General features: G+C 60.0%; 17 protein-coding genes. 7 read left to right on the top strand and 10 right to left on the bottom strand.

Translation table 11 applies throughout. The features are described from left to right. Positions 1–12 precede the first annotated feature (12 nt). The 7 genes from G5S37_RS02810 to G5S37_RS02780 all read right to left on the bottom strand — a co-directional run bounded on the left by G5S37_RS02810 (position 13) and on the right by G5S37_RS02780 (position 8,103). Positions 13–1,308: an alginate export family protein gene (locus G5S37_RS02810; protein WP_165200604.1), complete on the bottom strand. Its 1,296-nt coding sequence runs from the start codon at positions 1,306–1,308 to the stop codon at positions 13–15. A gap of 218 nt (positions 1,309–1,526) precedes the next feature. Beyond that, positions 1,527–3,392, bottom strand: coding sequence for an amidohydrolase (locus tag G5S37_RS02805; protein WP_165200601.1), 1,866 nt, complete (start codon positions 3,390–3,392; stop codon positions 1,527–1,529). 60 nt (positions 3,393–3,452) lie between these two features. Continuing rightward, positions 3,453–3,995 (bottom strand): antibiotic biosynthesis monooxygenase, encoded by a 543-nt coding sequence (locus tag G5S37_RS02800; protein WP_165200598.1) that lies wholly within the window; start codon positions 3,993–3,995, stop codon positions 3,453–3,455. A gap of 41 nt (positions 3,996–4,036) precedes the next feature. After that, a complete protein-coding gene (locus G5S37_RS02795; protein ID WP_165200595.1) occupies positions 4,037–4,714 on the bottom strand; it encodes a hydrolase in 678 nt (225 codons plus the stop codon). Positions 4,715–4,897: 183 nt separating this feature from the next. Continuing rightward, positions 4,898–5,548 (bottom strand): response regulator transcription factor, encoded by a 651-nt coding sequence (locus tag G5S37_RS02790; RefSeq protein WP_165200592.1) that lies wholly within the window; start codon positions 5,546–5,548, stop codon positions 4,898–4,900. A gap of 13 nt (positions 5,549–5,561) precedes the next feature. Beyond that, complete coding sequence (locus G5S37_RS02785) at positions 5,562–7,187, bottom strand: histidine kinase (RefSeq protein WP_206026285.1); 1,626 nt, start codon at positions 7,185–7,187, stop codon at positions 5,562–5,564. A gap of 64 nt (positions 7,188–7,251) precedes the next feature. Then, positions 7,252–8,103 (bottom strand): SGNH/GDSL hydrolase family protein, encoded by an 852-nt coding sequence (locus G5S37_RS02780; RefSeq protein ID WP_206026284.1) that lies wholly within the window; start codon positions 8,101–8,103, stop codon positions 7,252–7,254. Between the two features lie 80 nt (positions 8,104–8,183). Here G5S37_RS02780 and G5S37_RS32640 point away from each other — a divergent pair, with 80 nt between their 5' ends. Then, the gene (locus G5S37_RS32640; RefSeq protein WP_276617018.1) at positions 8,184–8,315 is read left to right on the top strand and encodes a hypothetical protein; all 132 of its coding nucleotides are present in this window, start codon (positions 8,184–8,186) and stop codon (positions 8,313–8,315) included. Positions 8,316–8,320: 5 nt separating this feature from the next. On the opposite strand, the gene G5S37_RS02775 is transcribed toward G5S37_RS32640, so the two are convergent. Continuing rightward, entirely contained in the window at positions 8,321–8,788 is a 468-nt protein-coding gene (locus tag G5S37_RS02775) for a translation initiation factor IF-2 N-terminal domain-containing protein (RefSeq protein WP_165200586.1), read from the bottom strand. 328 nt (positions 8,789–9,116) lie between these two features. Between G5S37_RS02775 and G5S37_RS32195 the strand changes: the two genes are divergently transcribed. Next, the gene (locus tag G5S37_RS32195) at positions 9,117–9,266 is read left to right on the top strand and encodes a hypothetical protein (protein ID WP_206026283.1); all 150 of its coding nucleotides are present in this window, start codon (positions 9,117–9,119) and stop codon (positions 9,264–9,266) included. Positions 9,267–9,409: 143 nt separating this feature from the next. Here G5S37_RS32195 and G5S37_RS02770 read toward each other — a convergent pair whose 3' ends face one another. Beyond that, on the bottom strand, positions 9,410–10,630 hold the full coding sequence (locus G5S37_RS02770; RefSeq protein ID WP_165200583.1) for an MFS transporter: 1,221 nt from the start codon (positions 10,628–10,630) through the stop codon (positions 9,410–9,412). An 81-nt stretch (positions 10,631–10,711) separates the two neighbouring features. After that, positions 10,712–11,485: a helix-turn-helix transcriptional regulator gene (locus tag G5S37_RS32635; RefSeq protein WP_276617017.1), complete on the bottom strand. Its 774-nt coding sequence runs from the start codon at positions 11,483–11,485 to the stop codon at positions 10,712–10,714. Positions 11,486–11,875: 390 nt separating this feature from the next. On the opposite strand from G5S37_RS32635, the gene G5S37_RS02760 reads away from it, so the two are divergent. The 5 genes from G5S37_RS02760 to G5S37_RS02735 all read left to right on the top strand — a co-directional run bounded on the left by G5S37_RS02760 (position 11,876) and on the right by G5S37_RS02735 (position 18,670). Further along, positions 11,876–13,138, top strand: coding sequence for a Glu/Leu/Phe/Val dehydrogenase (locus G5S37_RS02760; protein WP_165200577.1), 1,263 nt, complete (start codon positions 11,876–11,878; stop codon positions 13,136–13,138). A 258-nt stretch (positions 13,139–13,396) separates the two neighbouring features. Beyond that, the gene (locus tag G5S37_RS02750; protein WP_165200571.1) at positions 13,397–15,172 is read left to right on the top strand and encodes a phosphoenolpyruvate carboxykinase (GTP); all 1,776 of its coding nucleotides are present in this window, start codon (positions 13,397–13,399) and stop codon (positions 15,170–15,172) included. Positions 15,173–15,256: 84 nt separating this feature from the next. Beyond that, entirely contained in the window at positions 15,257–15,949 is a 693-nt protein-coding gene (locus G5S37_RS02745) for an ABC transporter ATP-binding protein (protein WP_165200568.1), read from the top strand. Positions 15,950–15,957: 8 nt separating this feature from the next. Next, positions 15,958–17,076, top strand: a complete 1,119-nt coding sequence (locus tag G5S37_RS02740) for an ABC transporter permease (protein ID WP_165200565.1) — start codon at positions 15,958–15,960, stop codon at positions 17,074–17,076. Between the two features lie 19 nt (positions 17,077–17,095). Beyond that, the gene (locus G5S37_RS02735) at positions 17,096–18,670 is read left to right on the top strand and encodes a hypothetical protein (RefSeq protein ID WP_165200562.1); all 1,575 of its coding nucleotides are present in this window, start codon (positions 17,096–17,098) and stop codon (positions 18,668–18,670) included. Positions 18,671–18,766 lie beyond the last annotated feature (96 nt).

Below are 18,766 nucleotides of genomic sequence, written 5' to 3'. Positions count from 1 at the left end.
ATCTCCGTCTCCTCAAAACTCCACGCGCACGCTCGCCTGGAAGTAATCCTCATCGCCACCACCCACGCGGATGAGGGAAGGCCCAGCCTCATGATGCGTGAAGCCCAGGGACAGCTCCGTGTTCGAAGCCGCCTGCCATGACACCGCCGCATTGTACGCGGTGCCAAGATAGCGCTCACCACCCGGTGCAGGACCGGCAAGCCTCTGTAGTGGTGGACCATACACATCATCCTCCACGCTGTAGCGCCAGAGGAAATTCACGCCCAGAGTGAGTTCCACCTTCGGATGTGGCTTCAGCTTCACGAGGGGATTGATATTACAAAGGTTCGATGGCGAGACGAAGCCACCTTCGTTGAAGTAATTGTTCGCCTGGAAGAGCGGATGGAAAGTGTGCAGGTCTCCTGTGGCATCACCACCGGAGATAAGGTCGGCCCTCAGCGCCAGTGTCGGGTGCCATGGGGTATCCCGAAACACATACCCCACACCCAGGCTCGCAGCACCCGCAAGGATATCACGTTCCCCGGCCTCGCCGAACTGCAGGATGAATTCCGTATTGTACACCCACGGCTCCACCTCACTCCACCAGCGTGTCCCGACCGTGTGGCGCAGCTCCCGACCTCCCTCCTCGGCAAAGATGGAGTCCTCATTGCGCAGGCCGATGTAGTAGAGATCCACAAAGTGATCCTCCCCCAGCGGCGACGGCAGCACTGCGTACACGCTCCAGAAGAGAACTTCATCAGGATGGGACGTGTTGTCAAAGGCGCCATCTTCAATCTGCACCGGTGACGCGATGAAGGCATCCACCCGCGCACCTTGCTCGCGCCTCAGCGAGATGAGGAATGCATCATGTGCGAGCCGCTGATTTGCGCCTTCGCGCAGGGACAATAGACGTCCGGATCCGTAGTAGAGCGTCTGTCTTCCCGCTCGCACCAGCAGGGTATCTTCCGCTTCGCCGGCCATGGCAATGGCATGTTTCCATTCTGCGAAGAGCTGCAGGAAGTCCGGCTTGTCTTCATCCGGCGGCGCCAGCGGGTTCTTCTTCCCCCACATGCGTCCCCACGTGAGTTCAGTGGCCAGCGCGAAAGCGGACTTGTAATCCGCACGCAGCATCACCTGCACCCGCTGATGCACCCACGCATCGTCGTCGATGTCACCCAGCCCAAAGTCAACGCCACGATAGGTCTCCTGCATGGTGCGAGCATGACCTTCCACGCTGAGTTTCCAGTCATGCAGCGACGGCATCGACACAGCGTTCGATACATCATCATCGGCTGCAGCGTCTTGCACCTGTGCAGATGTCTGAGACATGCCAAAGGCCAAGAACACTCCTGCATACCACAGCGCTCTCTGCATACACTACGGAGGTTAGGGCTTCTGCCCTGACAGTGGGCGTTGGGCCTTCCGGCCCGACAGCAAGAACTTTACCACCGCATCCGTCAGGCCGGAAGGCCTAACACCCACCGTCGGACTGGAAAGTCCAACCTCCGCCATGAAGCGCATACTTCTCCAGCTCACGGCGCTTGTCACTAGAACGCAAAACAGTCACAGCCCGAGCCCCAGAAGGAGTCAAACGCGCCCGACGCATCATCACGCTGTGTCGCCGGCGCCCTTCTCACGCCACGAAGGCTTGTCTTCGCTGCATGCCCTTCCGGCAGGGGCACACCGGCACGCACGGCCTTCTTCACATCCAGCGGTGCGCCATAGCCGCCGAATACCGAGATCGGAGACCACTCCGGCAGCACCGGCAGGGCCTCCGGTGCATGACCTGAGAAATCACCGGTGGCATGCACCACCTTCCCACCAAGCACCGTCATCACGGACTCGATGCCTTTGATGGCTTCTTCGGGCACGCTGAAATAATCGTCCGTGAGCACGGCGAGATCCGCGAGTTGCCCCTTCGCAAGGCTGCCCTTCTTGCCATTCTCCGTGGAGAACCAACTGCTGCCCTGCGTGTAAAGCCTCAGCGCCTCCTCACGCGTGAGGCAGTTCTTCTCCGGATACATGGACATGCCTCCCACGGTCTTTCCGGTCGTGAGCCAGTAGAGCGAGACCCAGGGATTGTAGCTCGCTACACGAGTCGCATCCGTGCCTGCACCCACGGGGATGCCCATCTCCAGCATGCGCCGCACGGGTGGGGTGCGCTCCGCCGCCTGCTTCCCATAGCGCCCGATGAAGTACTCACCCTGATACGCCATGCGATGCTGGATGGCCACACCGCCGCCAAGCGCCTTCACTCGTTCCAGGTTTTTGTCGGTGATGGTTTCGCAGTGGTCGAAGAACCAGTGCACCCCATCGAAGGGTGTTTCGCGATTCACTTCCTCGAACACATTCAGGAAGCGCGTGATGCTTTCGTCATAGGTGGCATGCAGACGGAAGGGCCACTTGTTTGCCGCGAGTAGCGACACCACCTCCTTCAACTCACTCTCAAGCGATGAAACAAGGTCTGGCCTTGGCTCCAGGAAGTCCTCGAAGTCTGCGGCGGAGAACACCAGCATCTCTCCCGCGCCATTGCACCGGAAATAGTCATCCCCCACGCCGGGGCCGGTCATCTTGATCCAGCGGGCAAAGTCGGCCTTCTCCTCCTTGGGCTTTTGCGTGAAGAGATTGTAGGCGATGCGGAGCGTCATCTCGCCGCGCTTGTGCAGTTCGTCGATGACCGCGTAGTCTTCCGGATAGTTCTGATAACCGCCACCGGCGTCGATGATACTGGTGAGGCCCAGGCGGTTCAGCTCGCGCATGAAGTGGCGCGTGGAGTTGACCTGATGCTCCGGTGGCAGCTTCGGCCCCTTCGCGAGGGTGGCATACAAGATGGTCGCATTCGGTCGCGCGATGAGCAGACCTGTGGGATTCCCTGCGGAGTCGCGCTGGATTTCACCGCCGGGCGGATTGGGCGAGTCCTTCGTGTAGCCGCACGCACGCAGCGCCGCTTTGTTCAACAACGCACGGCAGTAGAGATGGAGGACGAAGACCGGTGTATCCGGCGCGGCTGCATTGATCTCCTCCAACGTCGGCATGCGGCGCTCGGCAAACTGAAACTCACTCCAACCACCCACGATGCGCACCCACTGTCCCGGAGGCGTGCGTTGCGCCTGTGCCTTCAGCATGCGCAGCCCATCCGCGAGGGAGGGCACGCCGTCCCAGCGCAGTTCCATGTTGTAGTTCAAGCCGCCACGGATGACGTGCAAGTGAGAGTCATTGAGGCCGGGAATGACACGCCTGCCCTTCAGGTCGATGACTTTCGTCTGATGGCTGGTGGCGAAGTCGCCTGCATTGTCCAAGCCGACGATGCGGCCATCCTTGATGACCACTTCACGAGCCTCGGGCTTGGCCGCATCCAGCGTGGTGATGCGTCCGTTGGTAAGTATCAGGTCCGGAATGATGGAAGCACTCATAAGATGATGTGTCTGGGTGCACTGTCATTTGGAAACATGCACATTGGCCTCACGCATCGCTCATTCAGGTCGCAGCCAGCGGTGCGCGAGTTTCACAAGTTGCGGCATGGCCACCCAAGTAAGCGTGGCGGTGATGCCTGCGGAAATCACACCTGCGCGCAGGATGTGCGGCAGCGAACTGATGAACGGTAGAACAATGGCCGGAATGAGCATGCTCACCGGCCACACCGCGCTCCAGGTGATCAGGGCCATCTTCCACCGGGGTGGATGCTGCCCAGCGCCGGGATCCCGGAACCAGGCCTCCAGGCCGTGAAGGTCACGGCACGTGGGATCACCCTCAACCATGTGGCGCACGCGGTCCTGCCACTGCTGGTAGAGCGGCGACTGATAGAATGCCTCACGTGCCTCGCGGTTGGAGAAGGTGCGCAGGATGCCGTACTCCAGCGATCCGGAACCCGGTGCTGGGTAGAGAAACTGCACACCTCTCGTCCCCGGAGCCTCGAGCGAGTCACGGGCGAATTCCGCCAGCGCCTTTTCAAAGGCACCGACATGTTCCGCCCGGACCCGTCGCGTGATGGCGACATGCACGGTTTCTTCGTCCATGCTCGTACGGCTTCCTGGTTTTGGGGATGAAGTTGTTCGGTTCAGTGAGCCGCCTTCTGCGGCACCACCTGGGGCTTGATGGCCGACTGCGGCGCCTTGTGCACCATCGTGTAGGCATATTCCACGCCCACGCCGTATGCGCCGCCCTGACCCTTGATGAGGCCCATGAGATTGTTGTAGTGCTCGCGCTTCGCCCAGTCGCGCTGCCACTCGAGCAGAGCAGGAATGGTCGTCACCCGCACCGCACCGGCCTGTACCATGCGGGAGAGCGCTGCTTCATGCGCCGCCGGGGAGGTAGCGCCGCAGCAATCTTCCACCACGTAAATGTTGTAGCCTGCGCCCAGCATCTCGATCGTGGGCCACGTCACGCACACTTCCGTCCAGAGACCGGTCATGAGGATGTTCTTGCGGCCTGTCGCTTCGATTGCCTTGCGGAAGCCTTCATCATCCCACGAGTTCATGGAGGTGCGCTCCACCACGTTCTGTCCGGGGAAGACATCCAGGAGCTGTGGCCAGACATAGCCGCTGAAGGATTCCGTCTCCACCGCGGTGAGCACGGCGGGCACGTTGAACTCCTTCGCAACCTTGGCCAGCAGCGTGACATTGTTGATGAGCGTGGCGCGATCAATGTTCGCCACACCGAAGGTCATCTGCGGCTGGTGATCGATGAACACGACCGCACTGTCTTCAGGAGTGTAAAGCTTGTGATAAGGACTCATGGCTGTGACTTCGAGGTGAAGATGGGGTGAATGAGTATGAGTGGGTGAAATGCCGGAATCTCTGTCCAGCATCGTGCTCAAGGGTGTCACGATTTTCACACCAGCGCCACGTTGCGGGGGAATGGTATTCCCTTTGCCCAAAGGAATGACGCCGGCCTCATCCTTTTGGATGAGGAGGCGTGACTACAACTTCACCAACCCGCGCTGGCTAGCCACGGCAATGGCCTCTGTCCGACTTAGCACATCCAGTTTTGAAAACACACTGCGCAGGTGTGTCTTCACCGTGGGCTCGCTGATAAAGAGCTTCGTGGCGATTTCCTTGTTGCTGTAGCCCTGCGCCAGAAGCTGCAGCACCTCCAGCTCACGGGGTGTCAGAGGATCGCTGCTCACGCCAGCTGCCAGCTTCGCCACTACGGAGGGCGCCAGACATGTCTCGCCGCGATGCACACGACGGATGGTCTCCACCAGTTCTTCCCGCGGGCAGTCCTTCAAGAGATATGCCTTCGCCCCGGCACGCACGGCACGGTATACTTCGTTGTCCGTGTCCACCGTGGTCAGCACGACGATGCGAGCATCCCCGTCCAGCCTGCGGATGGCCTCGATGACCTCCACGCCGTCCATCTGCGGCATGCGAATGTCCACGAGGATTACGTCCGGCCGGTGAATCTTCCACAGCTCCACCGCATGATGCCCGGTGGAAGCCTCTGCCACCACGCTCATGTCCTCCTGGCGGCCGATGATCGCCGCGAGTCCCTCCAGCACGGTCACATGATCGTCCACCACGAGCACACGAAGTTTGGAGTTCGTGGAGAGAGAGGGCTTGCTGGAGTGCATTGGACATCATTCACTACGTCTGCGCTTCGCTATCCGGCTTCTCCTCCGGAATGCAAATGCCGATGGCCGTGCCCCTCCCCTCCTTGCTGCGGATGGAGATGTGACCATGCATGGTCTCCACCCGCTCGCGGATGCCGACAAGTCCAAAACCATCATGGCTTTCCCTGGTGTTGAATCCCCGGCCGTTGTCATGCAGTTGCAGCCGCAACCGCGCAGGCGTGTAGGTGAGCCTTGCGTGGAACTGGGTGGCCTGGGCATGGCGGAGGGTGTTGGTCAGGATCTCCTGCACCATGCGGAGCAGGTTATCCTCCCAGCGCGGTCGCATTTCCCAAGGCGTGCCACGCAGTTCAAACCGCGCCCGTAGTGCGGTGCCTTCCGTCATGCTCTTGAACAGACTGCCCAGGGCATCACACAGCGACTGCTGCTCCAGCGCCTGGGATCGCATGCCGTGCACCGAACGCCGCGCCTCCCGCAGGCTTTCACGTGCCAGTTCGCGCGCCCGTTTGAGGTGATGTTGCACTGCTTCAGTAAGCTGCCGCCCTGAAGCATCCTCTGCCGCCTCCAGTTGTACCAGCACGCCGGTGATGCCCTGGGCAAGCGTATCATGCAGTTCGCGAGCCATGCGATTTCGCTCCGCCACCACGGCGAGGCGGCGACTCTCCCGCGAGAGCTTCATGAGCTGGATGGCCAGCATGGCCTGGTTCGCGAGCGCTGTCGCCAGCTCAATCTCATCGCAATGAAAGTCGGGCTCCTTGCTGAAACGAATGCTCAAAAACCCCTTCACCGCTCCCGCCACAAACATGGGTACTGAAAGTGTGGACGTGACCCCCTTGCTCTTCAATCGCTCCATGAGCACCGGCACCATGGGATTTGCCACTGCCTCCGCGCTCCAGTCATACCAGGGACCATTGGTGCCATCGAGCGTGCGGACCTTGGCTCCGCCGTTCTCGAACTTCCCCGCCACACAATGCCAGCCACGCGTGAAGAATTCCGTCCACACCGGATGCGCCTCGCTTCCAGAAGGCGGCTGCATGACACTGGCCCCTTCCGGCACGGGATTCATGTCCAACCGGCCGCCCTCACAATTCCCCACCAACTCCACCTTTTCCGTGGAAGGATTCATTTCCCACACGCCGATGCTGTGTGCCCCCAAGCGATCTCCAATGGTGCGCAGCACATGCTCCAGCAGGCGGTCCGGATGGGACTCCCGTGCAAGCGCCGCCAGCGTCTGGGTCAGGGCCTCCGTCTGACCGCGAGCCAGATGTTTGGAGTACCGCAGTTCCTCCACATCGGTATTGGTACCGTACCATTTGATGACCGCACCTGATGCACCATGCAGCGGCACTCCGCGGAAGAGGAAGCACCGGTAGGCGCCGTCATGCCTGCGCAGCCGCGCCTCATACTCACCCATGACTCCTGCGGTGAGAATGGACTTCCAGTAGACCATGAGGCCGGCGAGGTCCTCCGGATGGATGGCCCGCTGCCAGCCCCAGCCACTGGCCTCTTTCAGGGAGAGGCCGGTGTACTCCAGCCATTGCCGGTTCAAGTAGTCAATTTGCCCGTCCGGCAACGCACTCCACACCAACGCTGGAATGGTATCAATGACCACGCGCAAGTCTTCCTGCGGAGAGGTCAGCATTTCCAGAATCATGGGCGCACCTGAATTCTAGCGGACGACGGGGACCTCTGCGAGCGGATCCCTGCTAGGGCTTTCCCTGTAGCGCCTGCTGGATGGAAGCCGCCACCTGCCCGCCCAGCATGTCATACCCCTTCGCGTTGAAGTGCACATCATTGGGATTCTGCGCCGTGGCAAGATGAGGTGTGATATACCCGAACAAATCGTCCACTGCCGCGCCGTGCTTCTCCATTACCCGGGCCGCGATGGCATTGCGCTCCACGATGGAAGCAGGGTCCTGTTTCTTCGCCGCGTCAGCGGGAATGGGAGTCGTACTGGCCCAGATGAGCCTGGCCCCGGTTTTCTGCAGGCGCGCCACGATTTCCTCCAGCCGCTTCTCGTAGTCCGCCGGTGGGGTGGCTCGGTCGTGGATGCCGAAGTTGAAGTGAATCACATCCCACTTCCCGGTGCCGAGCCAGATGTCCAGCTTCTTCAATCCATTGGCCGTGGGGCCGCAGTTCTCCGGAGCGCGGTGGACGTTAGCCTTTCCCTTCAGCGCATCCCGCGTTGCCAACGTGTAGCCGCGTGATACCGAATCACCGATGAGCAGCACGCGGGGCAGCGCCGGGTCATCCTTCACAAACTCCCAGGCATTGCGGCGGTTCTGGGTGCGCTCGGTCTTGTGAATCGGCAGGTAGAAGTTTCCCAGATTCTCCTGCAGTGTCTTTTCCCAGGCCTGCTCCTCCGGTGGCAGCTTGGCCACCAACGCCGCGTAGTCCGCGTCCCGCTTGGCATCCTGTTCTGCCTTCTTGTCAGCAGACTCCTTGGCATTCGTGGGCTCGGTAGTGGCAGGCTTCGCAACGTCCGCAGCGAAGGTGGTAACCGGAGCAGCACAGAGCAGGGCACCGGCAAATACAGGAAGCAGTCGGGAGCGCATCATGCGACGGAGTATTCACAGGTCCCGCGTACACACAAGCAGGTGCGTCCGGCATTTCACGCGCGGCATGCGATTCAGGAGGCATGAGCATGCATGCCCACCATCATCACATCGAACCCGACGGCCGCCCCGACGAAGATGAAGAATTGGAGAAGGACGTGGAACGTCCTGCGGAAGAGAACGAAGCGGATCCGGACACCGGGAAGGGTGAGTAGCAAGTTCACGCCCTCCGTGCTACCACCGCAAACTGCTCGCACACCAGCGAGGCGGTGGCGAAATCGATCTCGTGATGTGGCTGGGTAAACTTTCCGTGCTGCATCAGGACGTAGACCACTTGGTGCCAGTTGGCATGCAGGGCCTCTGCCAACTCCCGCACGGTCATGTTCTCTGGTAGTGTCACTTCGGTGGGCGCATCCTCCGGGAGATCAAGAATTTCCGCCGATTCCTTCGCCATCAACGCCTCCGGATCCATGCCCATCGCTCGTATCACCTCTTCCCGTGAGAGGGTGGGCAGTCCCCATGCCTCCAGTTCTGGAGGCAGTTTGAATGTGGGCGGATTCCCAGTGGGAAGTATCCCTTTGGCTTCAGCGCACGGTGTGCAGAAGGCCATCTTCGTCACGTGTCCATGAATGATCTGCGTGATGAACACGAGCGCTTCATTTTCCTGGCATTGTTCACAGAGAGGCATGGTGGTCTTGGAACAAGTCCGCAAAGTCCCCGAGCAGGAAAAACGAGAGCTTCATGAATGAAGTGTCTAACAACTCGATGGAGAATTCAATAGCATCCTTCCCAGCACTCGGTCGCTTGCATTTTCCTACTCAAGTTCTCAGGGCATTAGTTGAACTTTCCCACCCAAGGACCTGCCCTTATCGTTATTTCTTATCACAATCATTAGTGGGCACACCTTCGCCTCTCTCAAATACATCGTTTTGGCTGAACGCCGCGTTTCGCCAGAGGTCTGTATTTACATGATGTTCACCAGTGCACAGACGTACCCTGTTGAACGAGGATCACACATGAAAACCAAGAGCCCCTCATCAGTTACCGTGTCCCCCTTGGTGAAGGAAGTGCGACGCCTTCATGCCAATGGGAAAGCCCCTGACATCATTGCCATTCGCCTCGGAGTGAAGGTCTCCCGGGTTTTGGAAATGATCGGCAAAAATTAACAATCAACAAGAGCGCACTTACGCGCCACGCTTCCCCCTTCGATAAAAATTCTTCCCCCCGAACAATAGCCCGGCCCGTGGTAGCGCACCAAGAGCGCACCGTTGGTCGGGCTTTTTGTTTCGATGAAACGCGACTTCGCGAGTCATGCCACTGGCGGCACCGTGGACACTGACACCTCTCTCATCACGGGCTGTCGCAGTCTTATTCCAATCGCCAGCGTGAACACCATAAGCGCCGCAGCCACCCAGAACGGGGTGCGGCCGTAGTGCGGCAGACCTTCATCAAACGTCAGCAGCCAACCGCCGACGGTGGCGCCGAGGAAGCGCCCCATGCTCCCGGCGGATTGCATGAAGCCCATCGCACTGCCCTGCCATCGGGCAGAGACACTCTGGGAGGCAATGCCATTGAGCGTGGGCTGCACCAGCGCATTGCCCATGGCCACGAAGCAACTCAGCGCATAGAGCCGCCAGTCGTGTCCCACCAGGGGAAAGAGGGAGAACGCAAACAACAGGCAGACAAAGCCGGTGCGCGCCATTTTTACTTCGCCCAAAATGGGCAGCAGTCGCCGCACAACCACACCCTGCATCAAGACTCCCACCAGACCTATCACCGCCATCACGTGCCCCACCTGCCGTTCATTCATGCCAAAGCGGTGATTCGCGAAGAGTGAGAAGACCTGCGTCATGATCGCGAACGCAATGAGATTCACGAGGTAACAGGAGGCGGTGCTGAGATACAGCGGCGCATCCGCATGGGCCAGCACGGTGGAGAGAGGCTGCTTTTCCCGATGCTGTCCTCGTTTCTCCGGGCCCAGGCTCTCCGGCAGGGAGGTATACACAAACAGCGCGTTGAGCAGGCACAGCACACCCACGGCATAGAAGGGCGCACTAGGATCAATCCCCGCAAGATAACCACCCAGCGCCGGCCCAATCACAAAGCCAAGGCCGAAGGCCGCGCCAATCATGCCCATGGCTCGAGAGCGTTCCTCGGGCTTCGTGATGTCCGCAATGTACGCCTGGGCGCAGGAGACATTGCCACCCGAAGCGCCATCGATGATGCGTCCCACGAAGAGCATGGCCAGCGAGTGTCCGTGGCCCATGATGAAATAGCCCAACGCCGAGCCGAGGATGCTGATGAGCAGCACGGGCCTTCTGCCCACGCGATCAGACAGCCTTCCCCACAGCGGCGAACCGATCACCACCATGAGCGAGAAGATGCCCGTGAGCAGTCCGTTCTCAAAATTGCTCGCCTGAAACTGCTGGGCATACAGCGGGAGCACCGGAATGCACACACCAAAGCCGATGGTGCTTAGCAGGATGGTGGCAAAGATGAGGAAGAACTGGGTGCGGCGCGGTGAGGACACGTGAGGGGAGAATACCCATCCACCCTATGCCGCCATGTGCAAGCAGGCGTGTTTCTTAGACCGCGCTGCCGACGTCCGGGGTCAGAGCAGACCTTCGTTCATCACGTGGGCCACGGCGGTGGTCCGGGTCTCGACACCGAGCTTGGTCAGGATGTTACGCACGTGCACATTGGCCGTGCGTACGCTGATGCTCAAGATGGTACCGATCTCACTGTCGCGCTTGCCCTCCACCATCCAGGACATCACCTCACTCTCGCGGCGGGTCAGTCCCAGCTCCCGCAGCTTGGTGTAGTCCAGCTTCATCTTCTTTTCTTTCTTGGGCGCCACTTCCTTGAGCAGGAGGTTTGACTCGTAGGCCGTGATCACATGGGGAGCCAGCAGGGACGCAACGAAGAGATCCTCCTCTGAATAGTCGCGTCCGCCACGATTGAGGGTCATCCCACCAACGCCATTGCTGGCATGAAGGGGAATCACAATCTGGTGCTTCACCTCCGCTTCGCAGAAGACTTCATTGTACAGATGGGTCTTTTTCAGTTCCCGCTGGCTGATGAGGTCGCTCATGCGCATGCAGGAGCGGCTGCCTTCCATCAGGTATGGGAATGCCGGATGCTCAAACGGCACCAGCTCACCCACGCGCTGCTGGATGGCCTCACGCTTCGCTTCCGGGAAAGGGACATTCTCCCAAATCAGATGAGACCCATCTGGCCCATAGATTTCAAAGGCACAGCAGATGCCCTCAAAGAGCATCTCCGCCGCTTCGAAAAGCCTGCCGGACAGCTCACCGTGCCCGTGAGCATGAATCAAGCGCGAGGCTTCTGTCACTCTCTTCCAGGTTTCTGAGGGAAGGCTGACCATATTTTCCAAAGAAAAGCACGTGCCGGGCCATCATGCCTGCCCGTGTCTTTGAAGGCAAGCCGGAACCTTTTTCACCCTACGCAAAGTTACCTATATAAGAAAGTTCATTCATCGTCGTCTTACCTCATGCCGTATTCAGAGGGTAACCTCTGGTCATGGCTCCATCACTGGTGAGATGGAAGACATAATATGCGCATAGAAATTAATTCCCTGCTTTTTTGGTATTGGGGAGGGAATTGTTTCGGTGGGCGTCCTGGGCAACTGGGACGCCCGCTTTTTTGCACGACAGGTAACGCAGTCTGATACTTCAGGAGGGTGCGAAATGTGATCGCGCGCTTGCCCGAGGTGGGGTGGCAGGGATAATCTGCCAAAGTCAGCCCCATCCGCGCCATGCAAGAAATGCTCCTGGCCAGTCCGGTCTTCAAACAGGCCGCCGCGCAATTTGACCGCGCTGCCGATTTCCTGAACCTCAAAGCCGATACCCGGGAACGCTGCAAGTGGCCCAAGAGGCTGATTTCCGTCTCCGTGCCCGTCCGCATGGATGACGGCTCGCTGCAGATGTTCTTCGCCCACCGGGTGCAGCACCATCTCTCCCGCGGTCCTGTGAAGGGCGGCCTGCGGTACCACCCATCCGTGGACATCGGGGAAGTGGCCGCGCTGGCCTCATGGATGACCTGGAAGTGCGCCCTCGCCGGTCTGCCTTTCGGCGGCGGAAAGGGCGGTATCGCGTGCAATCCGCAAGGGATGAGCCTGCCCGAGTTGGAGCGCCTGACCCGGCGCTTCACCCAGGAGATGATCCCCTTCATCGGCCCCCAGATCGACGTGATGGCCCCCGACGTGGGGACGAATGAGCAGGTGATGGCGTGGATCGTGGACACCTACTCCGTGCATGTGGGCTCCCTGGAGCCAGGCATCGTGACCGGCAAGCCGCTGGGTCTCTACGGCTCCAAGGCACGCCGCGAAGCCACCGGCCACGGTGTCGCCTTCCTCGCCATGCTGGCCATCGAAAAGCTGGGCATGCAGGTGAAGGACGCGACCGTGGTACTACAAGGCTTCGGCAATGTGGGCAGCTACGCCGCGCGCAATCTCTCGATGAACGGTGCGAAGATCATCGCCGTGGGAGATGCCACCGGCGCGGTGTACAACGCCAACGGCCTCGATACCCGCCAGCTCATGCCGTACGCCATTGAGCATCGTGGCGTGGCCGGCTTCCCCGGTGGCGAGTCCATTCCCACCGAAGACCTCCTCACCTTGGAGTGCGACATCCTCATTCCTGCTGCCTTGGAACGGGTGATCACCGCGGAGAACGCGAGCAAGCTCCGCTGCAAGGTTCTCGCGGAAGGCGCCAACGGTCCCACCACCACGGAGGCGGATGCCATCTTGGAGGCACGTGACGACATCTTTGTGATTCCAGACATCATGTGCAACAGCGGCGGCGTCATCGTTTCCTACTTCGAGTGGGTGCAGGCGCTGCAGCACATGTCCTGGACTGAGAAGGAGGTGCTGCAAAAGCTCGAGTCCATGCTCGCAGCCAGCTTCCGCGAAGTGCAAACACTCGCGAAGCAGAAAGACCTGCCTCAGCGCGTCGCCGCCATGGCTCTCGGCGTGCAGCGTGTGGCGGAGACGAAGGAACTACGGGGGCTATACCCGTAGAGAAAACATTCCCACTCAAGGCATCTTAGACATCCTCCGGATTGGAAAGAATTTCAGTCTCACGCTGTTGGACAACCGTTGATTGACCAATGGCAAAAACTGGGCTTTCGCAATGTGCCATCACAAGAAATGCCGTGCTCTCCCCGGTAGGTGTGTAGCCGTTCTTTGCCAGTGAAGTTTGTTTGATGGCACTCAAGCCTCACCGGTCTGCACGCCATTCCTTTTCCGCATCACTTCCACCAAACCCTTTCACGACTCATGACACACCTTCGTCTGCAGCAATGGATTGATGAGACTGCCGCCCTCACCCAGCCGGACCGCATCCACTGGTGCACCGGCACACAGGAGGAATGGGATACCTTGTGTGAGGAGCTCGTGCAGGCAGGCACCTTCAAGCGCCTCAATCCGGAGAAGCGGCCCAACAGCTATCTCGCCTGGAGTGATCCCAACGACGTGGCGCGCGTGGAGGACCGCACCTTCATCTGCTCCCATCGGGAGAAAGACGCCGGTCCCACCAACAACTGGATGGTGCCACTCGAAATGAAGGCGCTCCTCAAGGAGCGCTTCCGCGGTTCCATGAAGGGCCGAACCATGTACGTGGTGCCCTTCTGCATGGGGCCCATTGGTTCGAAGTTCAGCGTCATCGGCGTGCAACTCACCGACTCCGCCTATGCCGCCGTGAACATGCGTATCATGACGCGCATGGGCACCGCCGTGCTGGAGGCGCTGGGTGAAGATGGCGACTTCGTCCCGTGCCTGCACAGCGTGGGCAAGCCACTCGCGGAAGGTGAGAAGGACGTGCAGTGGCCGTGCAACCCGGACAAATACATCGTCCATTTCCCCGAGGAACGCAGCATCATGAGCTACGGCAGCGGCTACGGTGGCAACGCGCTGCTGGGTAAAAAATGCCTCGCCCTGCGCATCGCCAGCGTGATGGGCCGTGATGACGGCTGGATGGCCGAGCACATGCTCATCAGCGCCGTGGAATCGCCCGATGGCCAGAAGACCTATGTCGCGGCCGCCTTCCCCTCCGCCTGCGGCAAGACGAACTTCGCCATGCTCGTGCCGCCGAAGGGTTATGAAGGCTGGAAGGTCACGACCGTGGGGGATGACATCGCCTGGCTGCGTCCCGGTCCCACGGGACGCCTGCACGCCATCAATCCGGAGTACGGTTACTTCGGTGTGGCGCCCGGCACCTCCTGGCAGAGCAACCCGAACGCGATGTCCTCCATGCGGGCGAACACCATCTTCACCAACGTGGCGCTCACCGATGACGGCGATGTGTGGTGGGAGGGTCTGAGCGATCCGCCCGCGCATCTCACCGACTGGACCGGCCTGGACTGGACCCCCGACTGCGGTCGCAAGGCGGCGCACCCGAACTCACGCTTCACCGCGCCAGCGAGCCAGTGCCCGACCATCGACCCGGACTGGGAGAAGCCGGAAGGAGTGCCCATTCACGCCATCATCTTTGGCGGCCGACGCGCCACCACCATGCCGCTCGTGTTCCAGTCCTTCAACTGGGTGCACGGGGTCTTCATCGGCGCGAACATGGGCAGCGAAATGACCGCCGCCGCCGCAGGCACCATTGGCAAGGTGCGCCGCGACCCCATGGCCATGCTGCCCTTCTGCGGGTACAATATGGGCGACTACTTCAAGCACTGGCTCTTCATGCGAAAGCATATCCCCGAGCTGCCCCGCGTGTTTCACGTGAACTGGTTCCGCAAGGACAAGGACGGCAACTTCCTCTGGCCCGGCTTCGGGGAGAACATGCGCGTGCTGGAGTGGATCGTGAACCGCTGCCGCGGCCGTGGCGCGGGACATGAAACGCAGCTCGGCTGGATGCCACGCTACTCGGAGCTCAATCTCAAAGGCCTGGAGCACATCTCCCGCGAGACCTTCGAGCACCTCATGCGGGTGGATCACAAAGAACTGCGCGCCGAGCTGCTCTCCAGCGAGGAGCTCTACCTCGACCTCTACGACCACCTGCCCAAAGAGCTGATCTACCAGCGTGAGTTGCTGGCGGGACGGTTCTAAGCCAGGCCCCGTTCAGAAAGCAGCGGACCGACCTCGCGGTTTCGTTGCTTTCCGATTCGGCCCGGCTTTGGTAGAACCCTACACATGCAATCACCCATGGTCGAAGCGCGGGACCTCCGGCGCTCCTATGATCAAGACGCCGTGCAGGCCCTGCGCGGAGTGACCTTCTCAATTGCACGCGGCGAGTTCGTGTCCATCACCGGCCCAAGTGGCTCTGGAAAATCCACGCTGCTCCGGCTCATCGGCGCACTCGATGATGAGTTTGAGGGCACGTTGAGCATCAATGGTTTCGATCTCCGGAAGCTGGAGGACCCCGAAGGCTTCCGCTCCAAGGTGATTGGCTTTGTATTCCAATCCTTCCACCTACTGCCCACACTCTCCGCCTTGGAGAATGTGCAGATGCCTATGTTCGAGACTTCGCTTACAGGGCCGCAGCGCAAGGCACGAGCGGAGACCTTGCTGGAATCCATGGGGCTCAAGGCGCGCATGCATCACCTGCCGGCCAAGCTCTCCGGTGGCGAGCGCCAGCGCGTGGCCATCGCACGCAGCCTGGCGAATGAACCGAGCTTCCTCCTCGCGGATGAACCCACCGGCAATCTCGACAGCAAGAGCGCGCAGATGATTCTGGAGGTACTCGATGAAGTGCATCAGAAACAGAAAATGACCATCCTCATGGTCACCCATGATCCCACCGTGGCCGCGCGTGCCGAGCGCAGCCTGCGCATGCTGGACGGTGAAATCGTCGAGGAGATAGTGCATCACAAACCTGCTGCATAGCAGAGCGCATGGCTTTCCTCACGCTCATCTTCAAGAACCTGCTCCGGCGGCCTTCGCGCAGCCTGCTCACGCTGCTGGGCATCGCCATCGGCATTGCGGCCGTGGTGGCACTCACGAGTCTGGCGTGGGGTTTTGAGCTGAGCTGGTCGAACGTGTATCGCTCGCGCGGCGTGGATCTCATCGTCACGCAGTCCAAGATTCGCGGGGCCATGCCGGCGGCGTTTGACGACACCTACATCACTGCCCTGCGTGCATTGCCTCATGTGCAGACCGTCGCAGGAACACTTTGCGACATCTACAGCATCGAAGACGCGCCCACGATGATTGTGGCTGGATGGGAACCCGGAGCCCCATCATGGGAGAAGGTGCGCACGGTGAAAGGTGCCATTCCTGCACCGGACTCCATGGATGCCGCGTATGTCGGAGAAGTTGCTGCCGAACTCCTGCACAAAACCGTGGGTGACACGGTGCAGATTGAAACGAAGGAGTATAAAGTCGTCGGCATCTACAGCAGCCCAGCCATGGCGGAGAACAGCTCCATTGTCCTGCCCCTTCGTGCCATGCAGGAACTCAGCGACCGCGAAGACAAGGTGAACTTCTTCGAGGTCTTCCTGGAGCCCGGCACCACGGAGGCACAGCTCGCCGAGTTGCAGACCCAAATCAAGACCATGATGCCCGGCTTCAGTGCCTTCAGCGCTGGGTCACTCGCGCAGAACAGCGTGGGCGTGCAACTGGCCAAGGCCATGAGCATCGGCACCTCACTCATCGCCCTCATCGTCGGAGCCGTTGGCGTGATGAACACCATCCTCATGAGTGTCTTCGAGCGGATCGATGAGATTGGCGTGCTGCTCGCGATTGGCTGGAAACGTTCGCGCATCCGCCGCATGATCCTGCTGGAGTCGGTGGTGCTCGGCTTTGTTGGTGGCGCCATCGGTTGCATGCTCGGAGTCGTCGGCACGAAACTCATCCAGGCCACCCCGTGGCTGCGCGGCAAGATCGAAGCAGACATCACGCCGGGCCTGCTCCTAGTTTCCCTGCTCGTCGCCGTTGCGCTAGGTGCCCTGGGTGGTTTCTATCCCGCCTGGCTGGGCTCCCGTATGTCTCCGGCGAATGCGATGCGGAACTGAATTCTCTCCACCCATTCCTATGAAGACCGGGGCCTATCCGCATTTGATGTTGCTCATCCTGCTCATGGGAATACTGACGGCGAGTGCAGCGGGCCAGGCAAGCTCATCAGACGCACCTTCGGCCCCGCCTCTACCGCTTCACCTGCAGGTGCCACCTCGTGACGCCTCACACGAGGTCACGATGCGATGGATCCTCTGCCCGGGAAACTACTGGGAGCTGCAGGATCCACTGCTGGAAGGATATCTAGCGACTCTGCCTGCTGACCAATTTCCCCCCGCCTTTGAGGCGCTTTGCCGCCTGCAAATGCGCCAGAAAAGTTTGCAACGTACTCTGCTTATCGAGGCTTGGGCAAAGAAAGACCCCCAAGCAGCCTGGCTTCTGATCAAGGACTGGTTTGCCCAAGCTGTGGATTCCGATCACTTCAAAGACGATTGGTCACAAAAGATTCTTCCACCAGCTAATCGGACTTCGCTAAGAGCTGGGAGCATCGTTCATGATGAGCGCGATTTTGAAGCCTTCAGAAAGGGCCTATTCCAGTCAGGAGCTACGACAGAACTCAAGAACACGCTGCAAAAGGAGTATGCACAAGCTTATGCAAAAGCGTTTCACCTGGATTCCCCACCGGACTACTCGGCACTGACCACGCCTGCTCCATCAAGCGCAACCACCGAGCCAACACCACCGCCACCCGAAATCGACTATCCTTTTGTTCGCCAGGTGCTCGAGGCACCTGCGACTTCCTTCCCGGCTCTACTGGATGGCGCGGTGACGCGTCGCAATGAAGCTGCGGTCATCTGCGGATTGCGGCGCTGGGTGATGGTCCAGCCAGGCGCCATATCGGAGATCATCAAATGGGCAGAGGCGCAACCGCAGCCGAACCACCTGGACAAGGTCGTCAATACCTGGGCTGCCATCGCACCAAAAGGTGCGTATACGTGGCTCGTTTCTTTGCCGGGGGAAAAACGCCCCGACCATGTCAGTGAATTCCTGCCCTACGCGAACATTGAACAGCGCGAAGCCATTTTACGTTGGCTCATCACTAGACCTGAGCACAAACCCGGCGACTACGACGAAGCCCTGCCCTCATTCCTGGAACGTTGGATAGTCTTGGAACCAAAGGTGGCCTTTGAATTCGCCCTTCAACACGGTGGCCGGTCGGGTTTTAGCGAGGCCGCTCGCGACGCGTTTTATCGCGTAGCCACCCTTGCGGAATTCCGCCAACCCATCATCGAGGCAATCGAGGCATTCCCTACTTTGGTCGATGACCAAATGGACTACATGAACATGGAAGAGTGGGGTGACATCAACTTCGCGGAGGCAGCGCGACATGGGGTGCACTGGCTCATCAAGGAAGCCGCCACCAATCCTGACGCGCAGTTCCCGATCGATCACGTCGTGAAAGTCTGGACCGGAAAGGAAAATCCCGTGGATGGCTCGATGGATGATCGCACCTACGGTTGCCTGCGCCTGTGGGCTGTCGTTGATCCTGAAGGAATGAAGGCCTGGATCAAAACCGTGACTCATCCCGAGTTCCGCACGGCCCTGGAGTGGCTGCATGCCCATGCGGAGGGGGGCTTCGAGGCGGGAAGCTAGCAGCAAGACGGCCGACGACAGTGTGGCTTCCGGAAGCAAAAGCAACTGCTGTCCTCCGAACATTCCCCGGGGCTGATCTGTCATATTCTTCAGAAG

It is taken from the genome of Roseimicrobium sp. ORNL1, assembly GCF_011044495.1.
Classification (GTDB): Bacteria; Verrucomicrobiota; Verrucomicrobiia; order Verrucomicrobiales; family Verrucomicrobiaceae; genus Roseimicrobium.
The sequence above is the reverse complement of the archived record's forward strand: the minus strand, read 5'-3'. Positions and strand labels throughout refer to the sequence as shown.

Coding starts and splice junctions, on each gene's coding strand:
- G5S37_RS02810 (WP_165200604.1), bottom strand. CDS start 1,308: ATGTCTCAGACATCTGCACAGGTGCAAGACGCTGCAGCCGATGATGAT.
- G5S37_RS02805 (WP_165200601.1), bottom strand. CDS start 3,392: ATGAGTGCTTCCATCATTCCGGACCTGATACTTACCAACGGACGCATC.
- G5S37_RS02800 (WP_165200598.1), bottom strand. CDS start 3,995: ATGGACGAAGAAACCGTGCATGTCGCCATCACGCGACGGGTCCGGGCG.
- G5S37_RS02795 (WP_165200595.1), bottom strand. CDS start 4,714: ATGAGTCCTTATCACAAGCTTTACACTCCTGAAGACAGTGCGGTCGTG.
- G5S37_RS02790 (WP_165200592.1), bottom strand. CDS start 5,548: ATGCACTCCAGCAAGCCCTCTCTCTCCACGAACTCCAAACTTCGTGTG.
- G5S37_RS02785 (WP_206026285.1), bottom strand. CDS start 7,187: ATGCTGACCTCTCCGCAGGAAGACTTGCGCGTGGTCATTGATACCATT.
- G5S37_RS02780 (WP_206026284.1), bottom strand. CDS start 8,103: ATGATGCGCTCCCGACTGCTTCCTGTATTTGCCGGTGCCCTGCTCTGT.
- G5S37_RS32640 (WP_276617018.1), top strand. CDS start 8,184: ATGAGCATGCATGCCCACCATCATCACATCGAACCCGACGGCCGCCCC.
- G5S37_RS02775 (WP_165200586.1), bottom strand. CDS start 8,788: ATGCCTCTCTGTGAACAATGCCAGGAAAATGAAGCGCTCGTGTTCATC.
- G5S37_RS32195 (WP_206026283.1), top strand. CDS start 9,117: ATGAAAACCAAGAGCCCCTCATCAGTTACCGTGTCCCCCTTGGTGAAG.
- G5S37_RS32635 (WP_276617017.1), bottom strand. CDS start 11,485: ATGGTCAGCCTTCCCTCAGAAACCTGGAAGAGAGTGACAGAAGCCTCG.
- G5S37_RS02760 (WP_165200577.1), top strand. CDS start 11,876: ATGCAAGAAATGCTCCTGGCCAGTCCGGTCTTCAAACAGGCCGCCGCG.
- G5S37_RS02750 (WP_165200571.1), top strand. CDS start 13,397: ATGACACACCTTCGTCTGCAGCAATGGATTGATGAGACTGCCGCCCTC.
- G5S37_RS02745 (WP_165200568.1), top strand. CDS start 15,257: ATGCAATCACCCATGGTCGAAGCGCGGGACCTCCGGCGCTCCTATGAT.
- G5S37_RS02740 (WP_165200565.1), top strand. CDS start 15,958: ATGGCTTTCCTCACGCTCATCTTCAAGAACCTGCTCCGGCGGCCTTCG.
- G5S37_RS02735 (WP_165200562.1), top strand. CDS start 17,096: ATGAAGACCGGGGCCTATCCGCATTTGATGTTGCTCATCCTGCTCATG.